Origin of the sequence: Streptomyces sp. E-08 (genome assembly GCF_049913095.1) — a bacterium.
GTDB lineage: Bacteria > Actinomycetota > Actinomycetes > Streptomycetales > Streptomycetaceae > Streptomyces.
On sequence record NZ_CP183971.1, the window covers coordinates 2,892,869 to 2,910,669 of the forward strand.

Below are 17,801 nucleotides of genomic sequence, written 5' to 3' on the forward strand. Positions count from 1 at the left end.
GTGCGGGCCATGAGACGGGAGGCCGCACCGCGCAGGATGACCGTGGACGGCACCGTGTGGCTGTGGAACGTCCGGCACCGCCACCCCGACTGCCGGACCGTGCTGTCGCTGCGCCGCGCGGAGCACCGCCACGCGCAGCTCCGCCTGGTCTTCCGGGACGGTCCGGGCCGGATCGTGGCCGGATACCCCTTCGGCCTGGGCGACGTGGCGTCGGCCGACGGCGACGTCCTGAACCTGAACCTGCCCGGCGTCGCCCGCCGCTTCCTCGAGGAGGCCGGGGCCCGCGGCCTCCTCCCCACCGCCCACGGCGTCCGCGAGGAGCACGCCTGGCCCCTCTACGACACGCTGACGGCGCCCGAGGGGCTCTGGGGGGTGTCGTCACGGGAAGGTGACGACAGGCCCTAGCTCCAGCGGCCCGTGCGGCCCAGGACCAGGGCCGTGGCGGCCGTGCCGGCCGTCGACGTGCGCAGGACGCTGCGGCCGAGGCGGTACGGCCTCGCCCCCGCGGCCTCGAAGGCGGCGAGTTCGTCCGGGGAGACCCCGCCCTCGGGGCCGACGACGAGCACGACCGAGCCCTTGGCGGGGAGGTCGGCGGTGGCGAGGGCGCCGCTGGGGTGGTCGCGGTCCTCGTGCAGGACGGCCGCGAAGTCGGCGCCCGCGAGGAGCGCGGCGACCTGCTTGGTCGACATGAGCTCGGCGACCTCGGGGAAGCGGGTGCGGCGGGACTGCTTGCCGGCCTCGCGCGCGGTGGAGCGCCACTTGGCGAGCGCCTTGAGCCCCCGGTCGCCCTTCCACTGGGTGATGCAGCGGGAGGCGGCCCAGGGCACGATCGCGTCCACGCCGGTCTCCGTCATGGTCTCGACGGCGAGTTCGCCGCGGTCGCCCTTGGGGAGGGCCTGGACGACCGTGATGCGGGGCTCCTCCTCGGGGTCCTCGTGGACCTCGTCGACCCGCACGGTGAGCTCGTCCCTGCCCTCGGCGGAGACCACGACGCACTCGGCCCAGCGGCCCCGCCCGTCGGCCAGCACGAGCTCCTCCCCGGCCCGCAGCCGCTTCACGGAGACGGCGTGCCGCCCCTCGGGCCCGTCCAGGAGGAAGCTCCCGGCACCGGGGACGGTGTCGACGACGAAGACGGGTGCGGTCATGAGGTGCTCCTGTGGGCGAGCCCGGAGAGGGCGGTGTCGAGTTCGGCGGCCAGCACCTCGACCAGCTGCCCGGCGGGGAGTTCGCGGGCGAGGCGGTGGCCCTGGCCGGCCCACAGGGCCATGCCCTGGGCGTCCCCGGCGGAGGCGGCGGCCTTGCGGAGCGGGGCGGTGAGGTGGTGGATCTCGGGGTAGGCGGCGGGGACGTACGGCCCGTGCTCGCGCATGAAGCGGTTGACTAGGCCGCGCGCCGGACGCCCGGAGAAGGCCCGGGTGAGGGCGGTCCGGGTGAACAGCGGGTCCGTCAGGGCCCGCTTGTGCAGCGGGTGGGCGCCCGACTCGGGGCAGCAGAGGAAGGCGGTGCCGAGCTGGGCGGCGTCGGCACCGGCGGCGAGGACGGCGGCGATCTGCGCGCCGCGCATGATCCCGCCGGCGGCGACGATCGGCAGCGCGACGGCCTCGCGGACCTGGGTGACGAGGGTGAGGAGCCCGGTGCCGGGGGCGCCTTCGTCGGCGGGGTCGTCGCGGTACGTGCCCTGGTGCCCGCCCGCCTCGACGCCCTGGACGCAGACGGCGTCGGCGCCGGCCCGCTCCGCGGCGAGGGCCTCGTCGGCGGAGGTGACGGTGACGAGCGTGTACGTACCGACGCGGTCGAAGGCGTGGAAGGTCTCGCGCGCGGGACAGCCGAAGGTGAAGGAGACGACGGGGACCGGGTCCTCCAGGAGGATGGCCAGCTTGGCGTCGTAGGCGTCGTCACGGCAGTCGTCCGCCTCGCCGAGCGGGGTGTCGTACCAGGTGGCCTCGCCGGCGAGCTGGTGGCGGTAGACCTCGACGGCGGCGGGGTCGGCGGGCCGCCCGTCCTGCGGCATGAAGAGGTTGACTCCGAAGGGGCGTGCGGTGAGCCCGCGCACCCGCTTGATCTCCTGGTACAGGCCTCCGGCCGTCTTGTACCCACCGGCGAGGAAGCCGAGCGCCCCGGCCTCGCAGACGGCTCCGACGAGCTCGGGAGAGGAGGCGCCACCCGCCATGGGGGCCTGCACGATCGGAAACCGAGAGAGATCGTTCAGTGCGGTGGTGGACATATGGGCATCGTGTCATGAGCGGGCCGAAGCAACGGAAAGGGGCGGCACCGGAGTGCCGCCCCTTCCCGTACGCACAGGCCTACCGCCCGTTGAACGCGTCCTTGAGCCTCGAGAACAGCCCCTGCTGCCCGGGCTGGAACTGGCCGGTCGGCCGTTCCTCGCCGCGCAGCTTGGCCAGTTCGCGCAGGAGGCGCTCCTGCTCCGCGTCGAGCTTGCCCGGGGTCTGCACCTCGACGTGCACGATCAGGTCGCCCCGGCCGTTGCCGCGCAGATGCGTGACGCCGCGGCCGTGCAGCGGGATCGACTGGCCGGACTGGGTGCCCGGACGGACGTCGATCTCCTCGAGGCCGTCGAGGGTCTGCAGCTGCACCTTGGTGCCGAGCGCGGCCGCCGTCATCGGGAGGGTGACCGTGCAGTGCAGGTCGTCGCCGCGCCGCTGGAAGGTCTCGTGCGGGGTCTCGTGGATCTCGACGTACAGGTCGCCGGCGGGGCCGCCGCCGGGGCCGACCTCGCCCTCGCCCGCGAGCTGGATCCGGGTGCCGTTGTCGACACCGGCCGGGATCTTGACCGTGAGGGTGCGGCGGGACCGGACCCGGCCGTCGCCCGCGCACTCGGGGCACGGGGTCGGGACGACGGTGCCGAAGCCCTGGCACTGCGGGCAGGGCCGGGAGGTCATGACCTGGCCCAGGAAGGACCGGGTGACCTGGGAGACCTCGCCGCGGCCGCGGCACATGTCACAGGTCTGGGCGGAGGTGCCGGGAGCGGCGCCCTCACCCGAACAGGTGGTGCAGACGACCGCCGTGTCGACCTGGATGTCCTTGGTCGTGCCGAAGGCCGCCTCGTTGAGGTCGATCTCCAGACGGATCATGGCGTCCTGGCCGCGGCGGGTCCGCGAGCGCGGTCCGCGCTGCGAGGCCGTGCCGAAGAAGGCGTCCATGATGTCGGAGAAGTTGCCGAAGCCACCGGCGCCGAAGCCGCCCGCGCCGCCTCCGCCGGAGGCCGAGAGCGGGTCGCCGCCGAGGTCGTAGACCTGCTTCTTCTGCGGGTCCGAGAGGACCTCGTAGGCGGCGTTGATCTCCTTGAAGCGTTCCTGCGTCTTCGGATCGGGATTCACATCCGGGTGCAGCTCGCGTGCGAGCCTCCGGAAGGCCTTCTTGATCTCGTCCTGGGAAGCGTCGCGGCGCACGCCGAGTACGGCGTAGTAGTCCGTGGCCACTTACGACTCCGCCAGGATCTGTCCGACGTAACGTGCCACTGCGCGTACCGCTCCCATCGTTCCGGGGTAGTCCATGCGGGTCGGTCCGACCACGCCGAGTTTGGCGACTGCCTCGCCGCCCGAACCGTAGCCGACCGAGACGACGGACGTGGAGCTCAGCCCCTCGTGGGCGTTCTCGTGCCCGATGCGTACGGTCATGCCCGATTCCTTGGCCTCGCCGAGCAGCTTGAGGAGCACGACCTGCTCCTCCAGAGCCTCAAGGACGGGCCTGATCATCAGGGGGAAGTCGTGTCCGAAGCGGGTGAGATTGGCGGTGCCGCCGATCATCAGCCGCTCCTCGTGCTCCTCGACGAGGGTTTCGAGGAGGGTCGCAAGCACGGTCGAGACCGTGGCGCGGTCCTCGGGCTCCTCGAAGGACTCGGGGAGGTCCTGCACCAGCTGCGGCACGTCGGCGAACCGGCGGCCGACGACCCGGCTGTTGAGCCGGGCCCGGAGGTCGGCGAGCGAGGTCTCGCCGAAGGGTGCGCCGCAGTCGACGACCCGCTGCTCGACCCGGCCCGTGTCGGTGATGAGGACGAGCATCAGGCGGGCGGGGGCCAGCGAGAGCAGTTCCACGTGCCGGACGGTCGAACGGGTCAGCGAGGGGTACTGGACGACGGCGACCTGGCGGGTCAGCTGCGCGAGCAGCCGGACCGTGCGGCCCACGACGTCGTCGAGGTCGACGGCGCCGTCGAGGAAGTTGTGGATGGCCCGCCGCTCGGGCGTCGACAGCGGCTTGACGCCGGCGAGCCGGTCGACGAAGAGGCGGTAGCCCTTGTCGGTCGGGATGCGGCCGGCGCTGGTGTGGGGCTGGGCGATGAAGCCCTCCTCCTCCAGGACGGCCATGTCGTTGCGCACGGTGGCGGGGGACACGCCGAGCTTGTGGCGCTCGGTGAGCGCCTTGGAGCCGACGGGCTCCTCCGTCCCGACGTAGTCCTGGACGATGGCGCGCAGGACCTCGAGTCTGCGTTCGCTGAGCATCGTGCGCACCTCCAGCTGTCGTCGTCGTTCCGGTTGCTCCGCTTTTGGCACTCGACCTGTCCGAGTGCCAGCGATCCCCCGGCCAGTGTACGGCGGCGGACATCGCTCCTGGCAAGGAGGCGGCGCCCGCACCCGTTAGCGTCGCCCCATGGACATCGATTGGGAAGCGCACGGATGGGAGCGGCTCGCGGACGGGGTGGGCCGGCGGCGGCTGCCGGTCTGGGACGCCACGGTCGGACTGGTCCTGGGCTCACGGGCGGTGCTGCTGTACGACACGGGGGCCTCGCTCACGGAGGGCGCCGAGCTGCGGGCGCAGATCTCGGCGCTCACGGGCGGCCGGAAGGTGACGCACATCGCACTCAGCCACCCGCATTTCGACCACGTTCTCGGCACGGCGGTCTTCGCGGGTGCGGAGGTCTTCGGCGCGGTGGGCTCGGACGACCTCCTGGGCGGGGCGCGGGCCCGGGAGGAGCTGCGCACGGACGCGGTCGGGCAGGGACTGGACGCGGAGGCGGCGGAGGCGGCGGCGGACGTCCTGGTGGCCCCGCGGCACGTGGTCTCGGGCGAGTGGACGCTCGACCTGGGCGACCGCCAGGTCCTCCTGGCGAACGTGGGCCCCGGCCACTCGGGCCACGACCTGGCGCTCTGCGTCCCGGGGGCGCGCGAGGTCGTCTTCTGCGGCGACCTGGTGGAGGAGTCGGGCGAGCCGCAGGCGGGCCCGGACGCGATCCCGTCCCGCTGGCCCGACGCCCTGGACCGGCTGCTGGCCCTGGGCGGCGAGGAGGCGGCGTACGTACCGGGGCACGGCGCTGTGGTGGACGCCACGTTCGTGAGGGCGCAGCGCGATGAACTGGCACGCCGCTTCGAGGTGTCATAACGTCGCGCAAATGCGCAGCTACAACCCGGACCTGACGCCCCCTTGGAAGAAGTCGGCGCCCGTCCCGGAGGTCCCGGCCGACCCCGACCTCGTGGTCGAGGAGGTCTCGACGGGCTTCTGCGGGGCGGTGATCCGCTGCGAGGCGGGCACGGTGACCCTGGAGGACCGCTTCGGCAAGCACCGGGTCTTCCCGCTGGAACCGCGCGGATTCCTCCTGGAGGGCAGGGTCGTGACGCTGGTGCGGCCGGTCTCGGCTCCGGCACGCCCCACCCGTACGGCCTCGGGCTCGGTCGCCGTGCCGGGCGCACGCGCGCGCGTGGCGCGGGCGGGCCGGATCTACGTCGAGGGCCGCCACGACGCGGAGCTGGTGGAGCGGGTCTGGGGCGACGACCTGCGCATCGAGGGCGTGGTCGTGGAGTACCTGGAGGGCGTCGACGACCTGCCCGCGATCGTCGCGGAGTTCGGCCCGGGGCCGGACGCCCGGCTCGGCGTCCTGGTGGACCACCTGGTGCCGGGCTCGAAGGAGTCGCGGATCGCCGCGCAGGTGACCTCCCCCGACGTCCTGGTGGTCGGCCACCCGTACATCGACGTCTGGGAGGCGGTGAAGCCGTCCGCGCTGGGCATCCCGGCCTGGCCGGCGGTCCCGCGCGGCCAGGACTGGAAGACGGGCGTCTGCCGCGCGCTCGGCTGGCCCTCGGACAACACGGGCGCGGTCTGGCAGGCGATCCTCAGGCGCGTGACGTCCTACAAGGACCTGGAGCCGGAGCTGCTGGGCCGGGTGGAAGAGCTGATCGACTTCGTGACGGCGCCCTAGCCGGCACCCGCTCGGGCCTGCACCCGCAGCTCGCGCCCGCACGGGCCGCCGCCCACTGCCGTGTGGGCGATCGTCCCTCTGGGGGAGGAACGATTGCCCACGACGGCACCGGCGGAGGCGCCGCGCCGTCAGTCCACCAGGTCCCGCACCACCGCGTCCGCGAGCAGTCGGCCCCGCAGGGTCAGGACGGCGCGCCCCGCCTCGTACGACTCGGGGTCGAGCAGACCGTCCCCCAGGGCCTTGCGCGACGCCGCCAGCCCCGCGGGCTTGAGGATCGACAGTTCGACGCCCTCGCGCAGCCGCAGTTCGAGCAGGATCCGCTCGACCCGCCGGTCCGCCTCCGCGAGGATCTCCCGCCCGGCCCCGGGCGAGCGGCCTTCGGCGAGCGCGGCGGCGTACGCGCCGGGATGCTTCACGTTCCACCACCGGACGCCCCCGACGTGCGAGTGCGCCCCGGGCCCGGCGCCCCACCAGTCCGCGCCGCGCCAGTACAGCTCGTTGTGGAGGCAGCGCCCGGCCTCCGAGGTGGCCCAGTTGGACACCTCGTACCAGGAGAAGCCCGCCTCCTCGAAGGCCGCGTCCGCGATCAGGTAGCGGTCGGCGTGGACGTCGTCGTCGGTCATGGGCACCTCGCCCCGCCGGATGCGCCGGGCCAGCTGCGTGCCCTCCTCGACGATGAGGGCGTAGGCGCTGACGTGGTCCGGCCCGGCGCCGATGGCCGCGTCCAGGGAGGCCCGCCAGTCGTCGTCGGTCTCCCCGGGCGTGCCGTAGATGAGGTCGAGGTTGACGTGCTCGAACCCCGCGGCCCGCGCCTCGCCGACACACGCCTCGGGCCGTCCGGGCGTGTGCGTGCGGTCGAGGACCTTCAGGACGTGCTGCCGGGCGCTCTGCATGCCGAAGGAGATCCGGTTGAAGCCGCCTTCCCGCAGCTCGGCGAGGTAGGCGGGGTCGACGGACTCCGGATTGGCCTCCGTCGTCACCTCGGCGTCGTCGGCGAGCCCGAACTCGTCGCGGATCGCCCCCAGCATCCGTACGAGGTCTCCGGCGGCGAGCAGCGTCGGCGTGCCGCCGCCGACGAAGACGGTCCGCACGGGTCGCGGGTCGTCCCCGAGGACCTTGCGGGCGAGCCGGATCTCCTCGGTGACCTGGTCGGCGTAGTTGTCGCGGGAGGCGAGCACACCGCCCGTGCCGCGCAGCTCACTCGCCGTGTACGTGTTGAAGTCGCAGTAGCCGCAGCGCGTCGCGCAGTACGGCACGTGCAGGTAGAACCCGAGCGGCCGCTCCCCGGCTCCTTCGAGGGCGCGCGGGGGCAGCGCCCCGTCGTCGGGAACGGACTCACCATCGGGCAGTACGGAAGGCATGAGCCCCATTGTCCCGTACTGCCCGGGGTGACGGTCCTGCTCCGCGGCTCAGGACTCGCGCGAGCCCGCGTACATCTCCTCGATGAGGTGCTTGTACTCGCGCTCGACGACCGGCCGCTTCAGCTTCAGGGACGGGGTGAGCTCGCCGTGCTCGATGTCGAGGTCGCGCGGCAGCAGGCGGAACTTCTTGATCGTCTGCCAGCGCTGGAGGCCCTCGTTGAGGCGGTCCACGTAGCCCTGGATCAGCTTCTGGGTCCGCGGGTCGGCGACGACGTCGGCGTACGACTTCCCGCCGAGGCCGTGCTCGGCGGCCCAGCCGAGGAGGGAGGGCTCGTCGAGGGCGATGAGGGCGGTGCAGAAGTTCCGGTCGGCGCCGTGGACGAGGATGTTGGAGACGAACGGGCAGACGGCCTTGAACTGGCCCTCGACCTCGGCCGGCGCGATGTACTTGCCGCCGGACGTCTTGATCAGGTCCTTCTTCCGGTCGGTGATCCGGAGGTAGCCGTCGGCGGACAGCTCGCCGATGTCGCCGGTGTGGAACCAGCCGTCGGACTCCAGGACCTCGGAGGTCTTCTCCGGCAGGCCGTGGTAGCCCTCCATGATGCCGGGGCCGCGCAGCAGGATCTCGCCGTCGTCGGCGATCCGGACCTCGGTGCCGGGGAGCGGCTTGCCGACGGTGCCGGTGCGGTAGGCCTCGCCCGGGTTGACGAAGGAGGCTGCGGAGGACTCCGTGAGGCCGTACCCCTCCAGGATGTGGATCCCCGCGCCGGCGAAGAAGTAGCCGATCTCGGGGGCGAGGGCGGCGGAGCCGGAGATGCAGGCGCGCAGGTTGCCGCCGAAGGCCTCGCGGATCTTGCCGTAGACGAGGGCGTCGGCGACCTTGTGCTTCGCCGAGAGGCCGAAGGGCGCGGCGGCGGTACCGGTGCGCCGGAAGTTGTCCTGGGTGGCCTTGGCGTACTCGCGGGACACACCGGCCGCCCACTGGAAGATCTTGTACTTGGCGCCGCCGCCGGCGCGGGCCTTGGCGGCGACTCCGTTGTAGACCTTCTCGAAGATGCGGGGCACGGCCGCCATGTAGGTCGGCTGGACCACCGGCAGGTTCTCGATGATCTTGTCGACGCGGCCGTCGACGGCGGTGACGTGGCCGACCTCGATCTGGCCCGAGGTCAGGACCTTGCCGAAGACGTGGGCGAGCGGCAGCCACAGGTACTGGACGTCGTCCTGGGTGACGAGGCCGGTGGCGGCGATGGCCTTGGCCATGTACGACCAGTTGTCGTGCGGGAGGCGGACGCCCTTGGGGCGGCCGGTGGTGCCCGAGGTGTAGATGAGCGTGGCGAGCTGGGTGGAGGTGATGGCCCCGACCCGCTCCTTCACGGCCTCGGGGTGCTCCTCCAGGTACGCGTTGCCGCGTGCCTCCAGATCGGCGAGGGAGAGGGCGAACTCACCGTCGATGTCCGCTCCCGCGGGGTCGACGACCACGACGTGCCGCAGGTGGGGCAGGTCGGCGCGGCGCTCGACGGCCTTGGCCAGCTGGGCGGCGTCCTCGGCGATGAGGACCTTCGACTCGGAGTCGGAGAGGATGAACGCCGACTCCTCGGCGTTGGTCTGCGGGTAGACCGTGGTGGTCGCGGCACCCGCGCACATTACGCCGAGGTCGGAGAGGATCCACTCGACCCGGGTGGAGGAGGCGAGCGCGACGCGCTCCTCGGGCTGGACGCCGAGGTCGACGAGGCCGGCGGCGATCGCGTAGACCCGCTCGGCGGCCTGTCCCCAGCTGAGCGACTTCCAGTCGTCCGGGCCGGTGCCGGACGCGGCGGGTACCGGGTAGCGGTAGGCCTCCGCATCCGGGGTCCGCCCGACGCGCTCAAGGAAGAGCGACGCCACGGAGGGCGGCCGGTTCTCGATCTGGGTCTGTGTGTCGCTCACGACGTCCTCCGGGCGGCGGCGGTGCCTTCTGGTGGTTCGTAACTAACTGGCGAGTAACCTTCGAGCCGGGATCAGACTAAGGGGCCCGGGACCGGCGCGTAAGGCCTTGCAGGACGTCGCTTCATAACGAACGGGTCCACGCGCACATGGCGCGTGGACCCGTTGGTTGCACAAGGCAGCTACTTCTCGCCCGCCCGGCTACTTCTTCTTGCCGGAGGACTCGTCGCTCGACAGGACGGCGATGAAGGCCTCCTGGGGCACCTCCACCGAGCCGACCATCTTCATGCGCTTCTTGCCTTCCTTCTGCTTCTCCAGCAGCTTCCGCTTACGGGAGATGTCACCGCCGTAGCACTTGGCGAGGACGTCCTTCCGGATGGCGCGGATGGTCTCGCGGGCGATGACCCGGGAGCCGATGGCGGCCTGGATCGGCACCTCGAAGGCCTGCCGCGGGATGAGCTCGCGCAGCTTGGCGACGAGCCGGACACCGTAGGCGTACGCGGCGTCCTTGTGGGTGACGGCCGAGAAGGCGTCGACCTTGTCGCCGTGCAGCAGGATGTCGACCTTGACGAGGCTGGAGGCCTGCTCGCCGGTGGGCTCGTAGTCGAGGGAGGCGTAACCGCGGGTCTTGGACTTCAGCTGGTCGAAGAAGTCGAAGACGATCTCGGCGAGGGGCAGGGTGTAGCGGATCTCGACCCGGTCCTCGGAGAGGTAGTCCATGCCGATGAGCGTGCCGCGACGGGTCTGGCAGAGCTCCATGATCGCGCCGATGAACTCGCTCGGGGCGAGGATCGTGGCGCGCACGACGGGCTCGTACACGTCGTCGATCTTGCCCTCGGGGAACTCGCTCGGGTTGGTGACGGTGTGCTCGCTGCCGTCCTCCATCACGACCCGGTAGACCACGTTCGGCGCGGTGGCGATGAGGTCGAGCCCGAACTCGCGCTCCAGCCGCTCGCGGATCACGTCGAGGTGGAGCAGACCCAGGAAACCGACGCGGAAGCCGAAGCCGAGCGCGGCGGACGTCTCCGGCTCGTAGACCAGCGCGGCGTCGTTGAGCTGGAGCTTGTCGAGGGCCTCGCGGAGGTCCGGGTACTCGGAGCCGTCGAGCGGGTAGAGACCCGAGAAGACCATCGGCTTCGGGTCCTTGTAGCCGCCGAGCGCCTCGGTCGCGCCCTGGTGCAGGGAGGTGATCGTGTCACCGACCTTGGACTGGCGGACGTCCTTCACGCCGGTGATGAGGTAGCCGACCTCGCCGACGCCGAGACCGTCGGAGGCGGTCATCTCCGGCGAGGAGACACCGATCTCCAGGAGCTCATGGGTGGCGCCGGTCGACATCATCCGGATGCGTTCGCGCTTGTTGAGCTGGCCGTCGACGACTCGTACGTACGTCACGACACCCCGGTAGGAGTCGTAGACGGAGTCGAAGATCATCGCGCGGGCGGGGGCGTCCGCGACACCGACCGGGGCCGGGATGTCCCGGACGACCCGGTCGAGCAGCGCCTCGACGCCCATGCCGGTCTTCGCGGAGACCTTGAGGACGTCCTCCGGCTGGCAGCCGATCAGGTTCGCGAGCTCCTCGGCGAACTTCTCGGGCTGGGCGGCCGGCAGGTCGATCTTGTTGAGGACCGGGACGATCGTGAGGTCGTTCTCCATCGCGAGGTACAGGTTCGCGAGAGTCTGCGCCTCGATGCCCTGGGCCGCGTCGACGAGCAGGATCGTGCCCTCGCAGGCCGCGAGGGACCGCGAGACCTCATAGGTGAAGTCCACGTGCCCGGGGGTGTCGATCATGTTCAGGATGTGCGTACTGCCCTGAGCCGGCCCCTCGGTCGGCGCCCACGGCAGACGGACCGCCTGGGACTTGATCGTGATGCCGCGTTCCCGCTCGATGTCCATGCGGTCGAGGTACTGGGCACGCATCTGCCGCTGGTCGACCACACCGGTGAGCTGGAGCATCCGGTCGGCGAGCGTGGACTTGCCGTGGTCGATGTGCGCGATGATGCAGAAGTTGCGGATCAGAGCCGGGTCGGTACGGCTCGGCTCGGGCACGTTGGTAGGAGTCGCGGGCACGCAGGGATCTCGTCTCGGGCGATGTTCAGAACGGACACGTAGAGACCATGGTCCCATGCCCGGCGCCCTGCGCCCGGTTTGGGCGGCCCCGGGGGTGGCTGATAGTGTGGACAGCTGTGTCTCGCATGCCCTCTCAGCTGCGGGGCGCATCCAGAAGGAACATCGAACCTGTAAAGGCTCTTTTCGTGGCGAACATCAAGTCCCAGATCAAGCGGAACAAGACGAACGAGAAGGCGCGCCTGCGCAACAAGGCCGTCAAGTCCTCGCTCAAGACCGCGATCCGCAAGGCCCGCGAGGCCGTCGCCGCGGGTGACGTCGAGAAGGCCACCGTGGCTTCCCGCGCCGCCTCCCGCGCGCTCGACAAGGCTGTCTCGAAGGGCGTCATCCACAAGAACGCCGCCGCCAACAAGAAGTCGGCGCTGGCCACCAAGGTTGCCGCTCTCCAGGGCTGAGCTCTGATGTAACCGGCCGCACGGGACACAGCGGGCCCTCTCTCCCGCTCCCGCCCGGCCACCCGGACTCGCGCACGGACGCGTTCGCCACGCGGGCGTGAGCCCACCCGATACAACGCCGAAGGCCCCGCCCTCTCCTTCCCCAGGAGAAGCGGGGCCTTCGCCGTACCCGGAAGCAAGCGGCCGGTACGGCGCCACGACCGGGTCGACCAGCCGGTCCGCACCGAGGCCCGAGGGCCGACCAGACACCCGACAGCCGCCGCGAACGGCGCGAAGCCGCCGAGGCCCGCACGGGGGCCGGGCAGCTGACGCGGGCGACACGAAGCCGCCGAGGCCCGCTCGGGGGCCGGGGCGGCCGACGCGGGCGACACGAAACTGCCGAGGCCTGCACGGGGGCCGGGCAGCTGACGCGGGCGGCACGAAGCCGGTCGCGGCGGCGGCCGGGGGCAGCCACCACAGGAGGGCGCGCAGCCACCGCACCCCCACAGGGGCCCGGAGCAACCAAACACGGGCGGCGCGAAGCCGCCGCACCCCCACCGGGGCCCGGGAAGCCGCCGCCCTCCCCCACCAGAGCCCAGGCATCTGACACGGGCGCGAGGCTGCCACAACCCCAGCGGGGCAGCCGCCGCGGGCGGCGCGAAGCCGCCGCAGCCTCTGCGGGGGTCTGGGGGCGGAGCCCCCGGGGAAGAACAACGACCTCACCCCCCACCAGCCCCCGGCAGGGTTTCGGGAAGGGGTGGGGTGGGGGATCAAACCCCGCCTACCCCCGACGCATCCTCGCCGCCCGCGCCACCGCCACCACCGCCTTCTCCAGGGCGTACTCCGGGTCGTCCCCCCCGCCCTTCACCCCCGCGTCCGCCTCCGCGATCGCCCGCAGGGCGAGCGACACCCCGTCCGGGGTCCAGCCCCGCATCTGCTGCCGCACGCGGTCGATCTTCCAGGGCGGCATGCCCAGCTCCCGCGCCAGGTCGGCGGGACGCCCGCCCCGAGCCGAGGAGAGCTTGCCGATCGCCCGTACGCCCTGGGCCAGCGCGCTGGTGATGAGCACGGGCGCGACCCCGGTCGAGAGCGACCAGCGCAGGGCCTCCAGGGCCTCGGCCGCCCGCCCCTCGACGGCGCGGTCCGCGACGTTGAAGGAGGAGGCCTCGGCGCGGCCCGTGTAGTACCGCCCGACGACGGCCTCGTCGATCGTCCCGTCCACGTCGGACGTGAGCTGCGAAACCGCGGACGCGAGCTCGCGCAGGTCGCTGCCGATGGAGTCCACGAGCGCCTGGCAGGCCTCGGGGGTGGCCGACCGCCCCAGCGTCCGGAACTCCTGCCGTACGAACGTCAGCCGCTCCGCCGGCTTCGTCGTCTTCGGGCAGGCGACCTCCCGGGCCCCCGCCTTGCGCGCCGCGTCGAGCAGCCCCTTGCCCTTGGCGCCGCCGGCGTGGAGCAGGACGAGCGAGATGTCCTCGATCGGGTCGTCCAGGTACGCCTTGACGTCCTTGATCGTGTCGGCGGAGAGGTCCTGCGCGTTCCGCACGATCAGCACCTTGCGCTCGGCGAAGAGCGAGGGGCTGGTGAGCTCGGCCAGCGCCCCGGGCTGGAGCTGTTCGGGGGCGAGGTCGCGCACGTCCGTGTCGGCGTCGGCGGCCCGGGCAGCCGCCACCACCTCCCGCACGGCGCGGTCGAGGAGCAGGTCCTCCTGCCCCACGGCGAGCGTCACGGGGCCGAGGAGGTCGTCGGGGGAAGTCTTTCTGGTGGCCATCGCGATCCAGCATCCCACGGGCCACTGACACCCCCGCCCGTACGGGGGACGAGAATGGCGGGGTGAGTGAACGACACGTACTGGTACTCCCCGACCGCGACGCCGCCGAGGAGGTCGCCGGGGAGCTCCCCGACCGCTTCGGCCTGGCCGAGGAACCGCAGCTCGTGCGGGACGCCCTGGCCGGCGAGGACGACGCCGAGGACGCGCAGTGGCTGGTGGTCGTGGAGGACCCGGACGCCCGCCTCGACCCGGCGGCGCTGGACGCCCTGGCCGCCGAGTACGAGGGCTGGCTGGAAGCCCCTTAGGGGCGTTGGGGGCGCCCCGTCTTCGGAACGATCTGGATGTCGAGGTCGATGCTGATGCTGGACCCGACGGCCGCGATGCCCCGCGCGAGCAGTGTCTGCCACGTGAGGGTGAAGTCCTCCCGGTGCAGCTCGGTGGTGGCCCGGCAGGCCCCCCGGGTCTCGCCCTCCAGGCCGTTCCCGAGGCCGAGGTACTGGGTGTCCAAGGTGACCGTGCGGCTCACCCCGTGGAGGGTGAGCGCCCCGGTGACGGCCCAGCGGCTGCCGCCGCGGTGGACGAAGCGCTCGCTGAAGAACTCCAACGTCGGGTAGGCGCCGACGTCGAGGAAGTCGCCGGAGCGCAGGTGGTCGTCGCGCATCTGCACCCCGGTGTCGATGGAGGCCGCGTCGATGACGACGTGCATCGCGGACTGCTCCATGCGTTCGGCGATCCGCACCGCGCCCGCGAAGCCGTTGAACCGCCCGTGGATCCGGGCCAGGCCGATGTGCCGCGCGGTGAAGCCGATCTGCGAGTGCGTGGGGTCGATCTCCCAGTCCCCGGGCGCCGGCAGCTGCGGCTGGGGCGCGACCTGGAGCAGGACGTCGCCGAGGCCGTGGTGCTCGCCCACGGCGACGACGGCGCTGCCGTGGTAGGGCGTGTAGCCCTCGGAGGTGACGGCGACCCGGTACTCGCCGGCCGGCACGGTCGCGAGGACCGTGCCGTACGGGTCGGTCTCGCCGCCCAGGACCTTGCGGCCCGCCGTGTCGCTGACGACGAACTCGGCCTGCCGGACGGGTTCGTGCACGGGGTCGAGCACCCGGCAGCTGAGCAGACCCGCCGAGGAGGGGACCGCGAGGCCGGCGAGCGGGCCGCCGCGGGCGGCTCCCCCCGCACGCTTCCCGAAGAGACGATCGAACATTCTTCACGCACCCCCGTGCGACTCGTTCACTATGCAACGAAGTCGCATTCGATCACCATTGAACCGTTCGAGGCAAACGGGGTGTGTGAGGGCAAGTGTTACCGAGGGTCCGAATTGGGGGTTCCGGTCCGCACGGACGGCAGCACGTCCAGCTCGATGCCGAACAGTTCCCGGTACGCGCTCCTCACCTCGTCCTCGCCGTCGAGGATCCGCTCCTCGCGCTCGCCCCCGGTGCGGGTGATCAGCTTCGGCGCGCTGAGGGTGATCCGGCCGTCCTCGGTGAGCCGCGAGCAGATGAGCGACCGCGGGAAGTGCGAGTCGGGCGAGGTCTGGTGGTACCAGGCGCCCGCCGTGAAGTCGGCGAGCTCCCGCGGCCGCCGCTCCAGCCGGTACTGCGGCTTCCCGTCCCGCAGCACGTCCAGATCGCCGTCCGCCGTCTCCACGATCCGGAAGACACCGCCCGGGTCCACCTGGTCGTCGCGCGATGCGAAGGCCAGCGGGTAGTGGCTGTGGTCGCCGAACCCGACGTCGGCCAGCCACCGGTCCCCCTCCGCCGTCTCCACGAGCAGCGCCATGTGGTCGTACGGGATGCCCGGCGTCCCGTCCGGCCCGATCACCCGCGCCTGGAGCAGCGCGACCTCGTACCCGAGCCCCCGCAGCAGCACGGCGAACGCCGTGTTGACCTCGTAGCAGAACCCGCCCCTGCGGGCCCCGACCACCTTGTCGAGGAGCGCCTTCTCGTCCAGGACGACGGGCTCACCGAGATGGATGGAGAGGTTCTCGAAGGGCACGGTCCGCAGGTGCAGCAGATGCAGCTCGCGCAGCGCGGCGGCGTCCGCGCGTCCCGGCCGCTCCGCGCCGATGCGGCGCAGATAGGCGTCGATGGTGGCGGGTTCATGTGTGGTCATACCGGCAGTCTGCCTTCCGGCGATCCGGATCTCTCGTCCAATTCCGTCCCGGCGGGCTCCGATTCCCCTTCCCTCACGGGGAGTTCCCTCATCCTGGCCAGCGGCGAGGGCAGCAGCCAGAGCACGGCGAGGGCGGCGCCGGCGGTGGCGATCCACAGCGTGGGGCGCAGCCCGACGGCGGTGCCGAGCAGGCCGCCGGCGAGCGCGCCGAGCGGACGGAAACCGTGGTTGAGCGTGCGGAACGCGCCCATGACCCTCGCCCTCACGGCGTCGGGTATCACGGCCATCTGGAACGATCCCGCGGCGACGTCCACGATCATCACCCCTGCGCAGGAGAGGAATTCCGCGACGAAGAGCACGCCCACCACCAGCGGGAGCGGTCCGTCCGCGAGGGGTACCAGGAGCAGCGGCACCGTGAATCCGAGGAAGCCGGCGACGAGCGAGCGGCCGATCCCGATCCGCCGGACGACCGCCCCGCTCACCATCGCCCCGAGGAGACCGCCCACGGCTCCGGCGGCGAGCATGAGGCCGAGCAGGCCCGCGTCGATGCCGAGTTCGGTGGTCGCGTAGAGGACGAAGAGGGTGTGGAACATGAGGTTGAAGAACTGGACCGTGCCGGAGGCGGCGAAGAGCGCGCGCATCGAACGCTCCCGGATCACCCAGCGCAGCCCCTCGGTGAAGTGCCCCTTGGCCACGGGCGCCGGCGCGGGTTCGACCGGCTTGATGCGGGTCAGGTAGCCGGCCGAGACCAGATAGGTGGCGGCGTCCGCGACCAGTGCGAACGGCGCGGTCAGGAACTGTACGAGCAGGCCCCCGACACCGGGTCCGGCGAGCCAGGCCATCGAACGGCTGCCGTTGACCAGCGAGTTCGCCTGGACGTAACGCTCGGTGGGGACGAGCGCGACGAACAGCGTGGCGTTGCAGACCTCGAAGAGCACGGTGAGCGCGCCGATCCCGAAGGCCACCGCGTACAGCTGCCCGAGCGTGAGCGCGTCCAGCGCGTAGGCGACGGGGAGGGTCAGCACCAGTGCCGCCCGCCCGATGTCGGCCGCGATCATGGCGCGTCTGCGGCTCGCCTGCCGGTCGGCCCAGGCGCCGAGCGGCAGGTTGAGCAGCAGGGCGGGCAGCAGCTCGGCGGTCTTGAGCAGGCCCATGGCCGTGGCGTCCGCGCCCAGGGCCAGGACGGCCGCGAGCGGGATCGCGATGAGCGAGATCTGGTCCCCGGCGAGCGAGATGGTCTGCCCGGTCCAGTACCGGCGGAAGGTCCGCTCGCGCAGCAGCGCCGGTATGCGTTCCACGAGGGCCATCTCGCTCACTCCTCTTCGCTGTCGGGGATGTCCTGGTCCAGGTAGGCGATCCGCAGGATGCTGACGGGCCGTGCGCCCTCCGGCCTGAGGGACGGGTCGGACGCGCGCGCCTCGTAGGGCCGGAGCAGTTCGTCGATCCGCCGCCCGAGGCCGGCCAGTTCCTCGGGGGTGAGGTGGAGCAGGGAGTCGCCGAACTCCTCGGCCTCCCGCCACTCCCTCGGCAACCGGTGCCGGTTCTCCATGGCCCGGGTGACCCGCTCGAAGTAACGCTCGGCGACGGCGGTGCTGAGCGCGTCGGCCGCCTCGGCGACCGAGGCGTCCTCGCTGTACTCGGGCCACTCCGTGTACCGGGCCGTGGCCCGCCAGGGCTTCTCCCGTCCCCGCCCGCCGGGCGCCTCCTCCACCAGTCCGTATTTGGCGAGTATCCGCAGGTGGTACGAGCAGCTGGCCACGGATTCGCCGGTCAGCTCGGCGGCCCGGGTCGCGGTGAACGGCCCGCTGCTGCGCAGCAGCCCGACCAGCGACATCCGCAGCGGATGGGCGTAGGCCCGCAGGGCGCGCGGGTCGGTGAGTCGGATGCTGCGGGGCTGCTGCTCGCCCCCGGGTTGCGGTGCGCTGGTCTCCGGCATGATGAAAAGGTATCTTTAGAAAGACTTCTTTACAAGCATTTCTCTACGAGCC

Annotated in this window: 17 protein-coding genes; 5 read left to right on the forward strand and 12 right to left on the reverse strand. The window is 72.0% G+C overall.

Features of this window, described 5'->3' with window-relative positions:
- The first annotated feature begins 9 nt into the window (after positions 1-9).
- Entirely contained in the window at positions 10-405 is a 396-nt protein-coding gene (locus tag ACN9MM_RS13240) for a hypothetical protein (protein ID WP_426363812.1), read from the forward strand.
- Here the strand turns inward: ACN9MM_RS13240 and ACN9MM_RS13245 are convergent.
- The 4 genes from ACN9MM_RS13245 to hrcA form a co-directional block, all read right to left on the reverse strand.
- Positions 402-1,145, reverse strand: a complete 744-nt coding sequence (locus ACN9MM_RS13245; RefSeq protein ID WP_426363813.1) for a 16S rRNA (uracil(1498)-N(3))-methyltransferase — start codon at positions 1,143-1,145, stop codon at positions 402-404. The two genes, ACN9MM_RS13240 and ACN9MM_RS13245, sit on opposite strands and share 4 nt — an antisense overlap.
- Positions 1,142-2,224: a nitronate monooxygenase gene (locus ACN9MM_RS13250; protein WP_426363814.1), complete on the reverse strand. Its 1,083-nt coding sequence runs from the start codon at positions 2,222-2,224 to the stop codon at positions 1,142-1,144. The genes ACN9MM_RS13245 and ACN9MM_RS13250 overlap by 4 nt, the downstream gene beginning before the upstream one ends.
- 79 nt (positions 2,225-2,303) lie before the next feature.
- Complete coding sequence (gene dnaJ / locus ACN9MM_RS13255) at positions 2,304-3,440, reverse strand: molecular chaperone DnaJ (RefSeq protein WP_056559063.1); 1,137 nt, start codon at positions 3,438-3,440, stop codon at positions 2,304-2,306.
- Entirely contained in the window at positions 3,441-4,460 is a 1,020-nt protein-coding gene (hrcA, locus tag ACN9MM_RS13260) for a heat-inducible transcriptional repressor HrcA (RefSeq protein WP_426363815.1), read from the reverse strand.
- A gap of 148 nt (positions 4,461-4,608) precedes the next feature.
- Between hrcA and ACN9MM_RS13265 the strand changes: the two genes are divergently transcribed.
- Positions 4,609-5,337 (forward strand): MBL fold metallo-hydrolase, encoded by a 729-nt coding sequence (locus ACN9MM_RS13265; RefSeq protein ID WP_426363816.1) that lies wholly within the window; start codon positions 4,609-4,611, stop codon positions 5,335-5,337.
- Positions 5,338-5,347: 10 nt separating this feature from the next.
- On the forward strand, positions 5,348-6,151 hold the full coding sequence (locus tag ACN9MM_RS13270; RefSeq protein ID WP_426363817.1) for a DUF3097 domain-containing protein: 804 nt from the start codon (positions 5,348-5,350) through the stop codon (positions 6,149-6,151).
- A gap of 128 nt (positions 6,152-6,279) precedes the next feature.
- Here the strand turns inward: ACN9MM_RS13270 and hemW are convergent, their stop codons facing one another.
- The 3 genes from hemW to lepA form a co-directional block, all read right to left on the reverse strand.
- Positions 6,280-7,512, reverse strand: a complete 1,233-nt coding sequence (hemW, locus tag ACN9MM_RS13275; RefSeq protein WP_426363818.1) for a radical SAM family heme chaperone HemW — start codon at positions 7,510-7,512, stop codon at positions 6,280-6,282.
- Positions 7,513-7,560: 48 nt separating this feature from the next.
- Positions 7,561-9,438 carry an AMP-dependent synthetase/ligase gene (locus ACN9MM_RS13280; RefSeq protein ID WP_426363819.1) on the reverse strand — a complete coding sequence of 626 codons (1,878 nt, stop codon included), beginning with the start codon at positions 9,436-9,438 and terminating at the stop codon, positions 7,561-7,563.
- Positions 9,439-9,636: 198 nt separating this feature from the next.
- Positions 9,637-11,502 carry a translation elongation factor 4 gene (gene lepA, locus ACN9MM_RS13285; RefSeq protein WP_426363820.1) on the reverse strand — a complete coding sequence of 622 codons (1,866 nt, stop codon included), beginning with the start codon at positions 11,500-11,502 and terminating at the stop codon, positions 9,637-9,639.
- A 185-nt stretch (positions 11,503-11,687) separates the two neighbouring features.
- Between lepA and rpsT the strand changes: the two genes are divergently transcribed.
- Positions 11,688-11,954 (forward strand): 30S ribosomal protein S20, encoded by a 267-nt coding sequence (gene rpsT / locus ACN9MM_RS13290; protein ID WP_030317512.1) that lies wholly within the window; start codon positions 11,688-11,690, stop codon positions 11,952-11,954.
- A 760-nt stretch (positions 11,955-12,714) separates the two neighbouring features.
- On the opposite strand, the gene holA is transcribed toward rpsT, so the two are convergent.
- Entirely contained in the window at positions 12,715-13,704 is a 990-nt protein-coding gene (gene holA / locus ACN9MM_RS13295) for a DNA polymerase III subunit delta (protein WP_426363821.1), read from the reverse strand.
- 62 nt (positions 13,705-13,766) lie between these two features.
- Between holA and ACN9MM_RS13300 the strand changes: the two genes are divergently transcribed.
- Entirely contained in the window at positions 13,767-14,009 is a 243-nt protein-coding gene (locus ACN9MM_RS13300) for a hypothetical protein (protein WP_086828707.1), read from the forward strand.
- On the opposite strand, the gene ACN9MM_RS13305 is transcribed toward ACN9MM_RS13300, so the two are convergent.
- The 4 genes from ACN9MM_RS13305 to ACN9MM_RS13320 all read right to left on the reverse strand — a co-directional run bounded on the left by ACN9MM_RS13305 (position 14,006) and on the right by ACN9MM_RS13320 (position 17,749).
- Entirely contained in the window at positions 14,006-14,905 is a 900-nt protein-coding gene (locus ACN9MM_RS13305; protein WP_426363822.1) for a YceI family protein, read from the reverse strand. The genes ACN9MM_RS13300 and ACN9MM_RS13305 overlap by 4 nt on opposite strands.
- A 98-nt stretch (positions 14,906-15,003) precedes the next feature.
- Entirely contained in the window at positions 15,004-15,813 is an 810-nt protein-coding gene (locus tag ACN9MM_RS13310; protein WP_426363823.1) for an arylamine N-acetyltransferase family protein, read from the reverse strand.
- Positions 15,810-17,120 (reverse strand): MFS transporter, encoded by a 1,311-nt coding sequence (locus ACN9MM_RS13315; RefSeq protein ID WP_426363824.1) that lies wholly within the window; start codon positions 17,118-17,120, stop codon positions 15,810-15,812. The genes ACN9MM_RS13310 and ACN9MM_RS13315 overlap by 4 nt, the downstream gene beginning before the upstream one ends.
- Before the next feature lie 5 nt (positions 17,121-17,125).
- Positions 17,126-17,749, reverse strand: a complete 624-nt coding sequence (locus ACN9MM_RS13320) for a winged helix-turn-helix domain-containing protein (protein ID WP_426363826.1) — start codon at positions 17,747-17,749, stop codon at positions 17,126-17,128.
- Between the last annotated feature and the right edge of the window lie 52 nt (positions 17,750-17,801).

Coding starts and splice junctions, on each gene's coding strand:
- ACN9MM_RS13270 (WP_426363817.1), top strand. CDS start 5,348: ATGCGCAGCTACAACCCGGACCTGACGCCCCCTTGGAAGAAGTCGGCG.
- hemW (WP_426363818.1), bottom strand. CDS start 7,512: ATGCCTTCCGTACTGCCCGATGGTGAGTCCGTTCCCGACGACGGGGCG.
- ACN9MM_RS13320 (WP_426363826.1), bottom strand. CDS start 17,749: ATGCCGGAGACCAGCGCACCGCAACCCGGGGGCGAGCAGCAGCCCCGC.
- ACN9MM_RS13245 (WP_426363813.1), bottom strand. CDS start 1,145: ATGACCGCACCCGTCTTCGTCGTCGACACCGTCCCCGGTGCCGGGAGC.
- ACN9MM_RS13315 (WP_426363824.1), bottom strand. CDS start 17,120: ATGGCCCTCGTGGAACGCATACCGGCGCTGCTGCGCGAGCGGACCTTC.
- holA (WP_426363821.1), bottom strand. CDS start 13,704: ATGGCCACCAGAAAGACTTCCCCCGACGACCTCCTCGGCCCCGTGACG.
- ACN9MM_RS13310 (WP_426363823.1), bottom strand. CDS start 15,813: ATGACCACACATGAACCCGCCACCATCGACGCCTATCTGCGCCGCATC.
- ACN9MM_RS13240 (WP_426363812.1), top strand. CDS start 10: ATGAGACGGGAGGCCGCACCGCGCAGGATGACCGTGGACGGCACCGTG.
- ACN9MM_RS13305 (WP_426363822.1), bottom strand. CDS start 14,905: ATGTTCGATCGTCTCTTCGGGAAGCGTGCGGGGGGAGCCGCCCGCGGC.
- ACN9MM_RS13265 (WP_426363816.1), top strand. CDS start 4,609: ATGGACATCGATTGGGAAGCGCACGGATGGGAGCGGCTCGCGGACGGG.
- ACN9MM_RS13250 (WP_426363814.1), bottom strand. CDS start 2,224: ATGTCCACCACCGCACTGAACGATCTCTCTCGGTTTCCGATCGTGCAG.
- hrcA (WP_426363815.1), bottom strand. CDS start 4,460: ATGCTCAGCGAACGCAGACTCGAGGTCCTGCGCGCCATCGTCCAGGAC.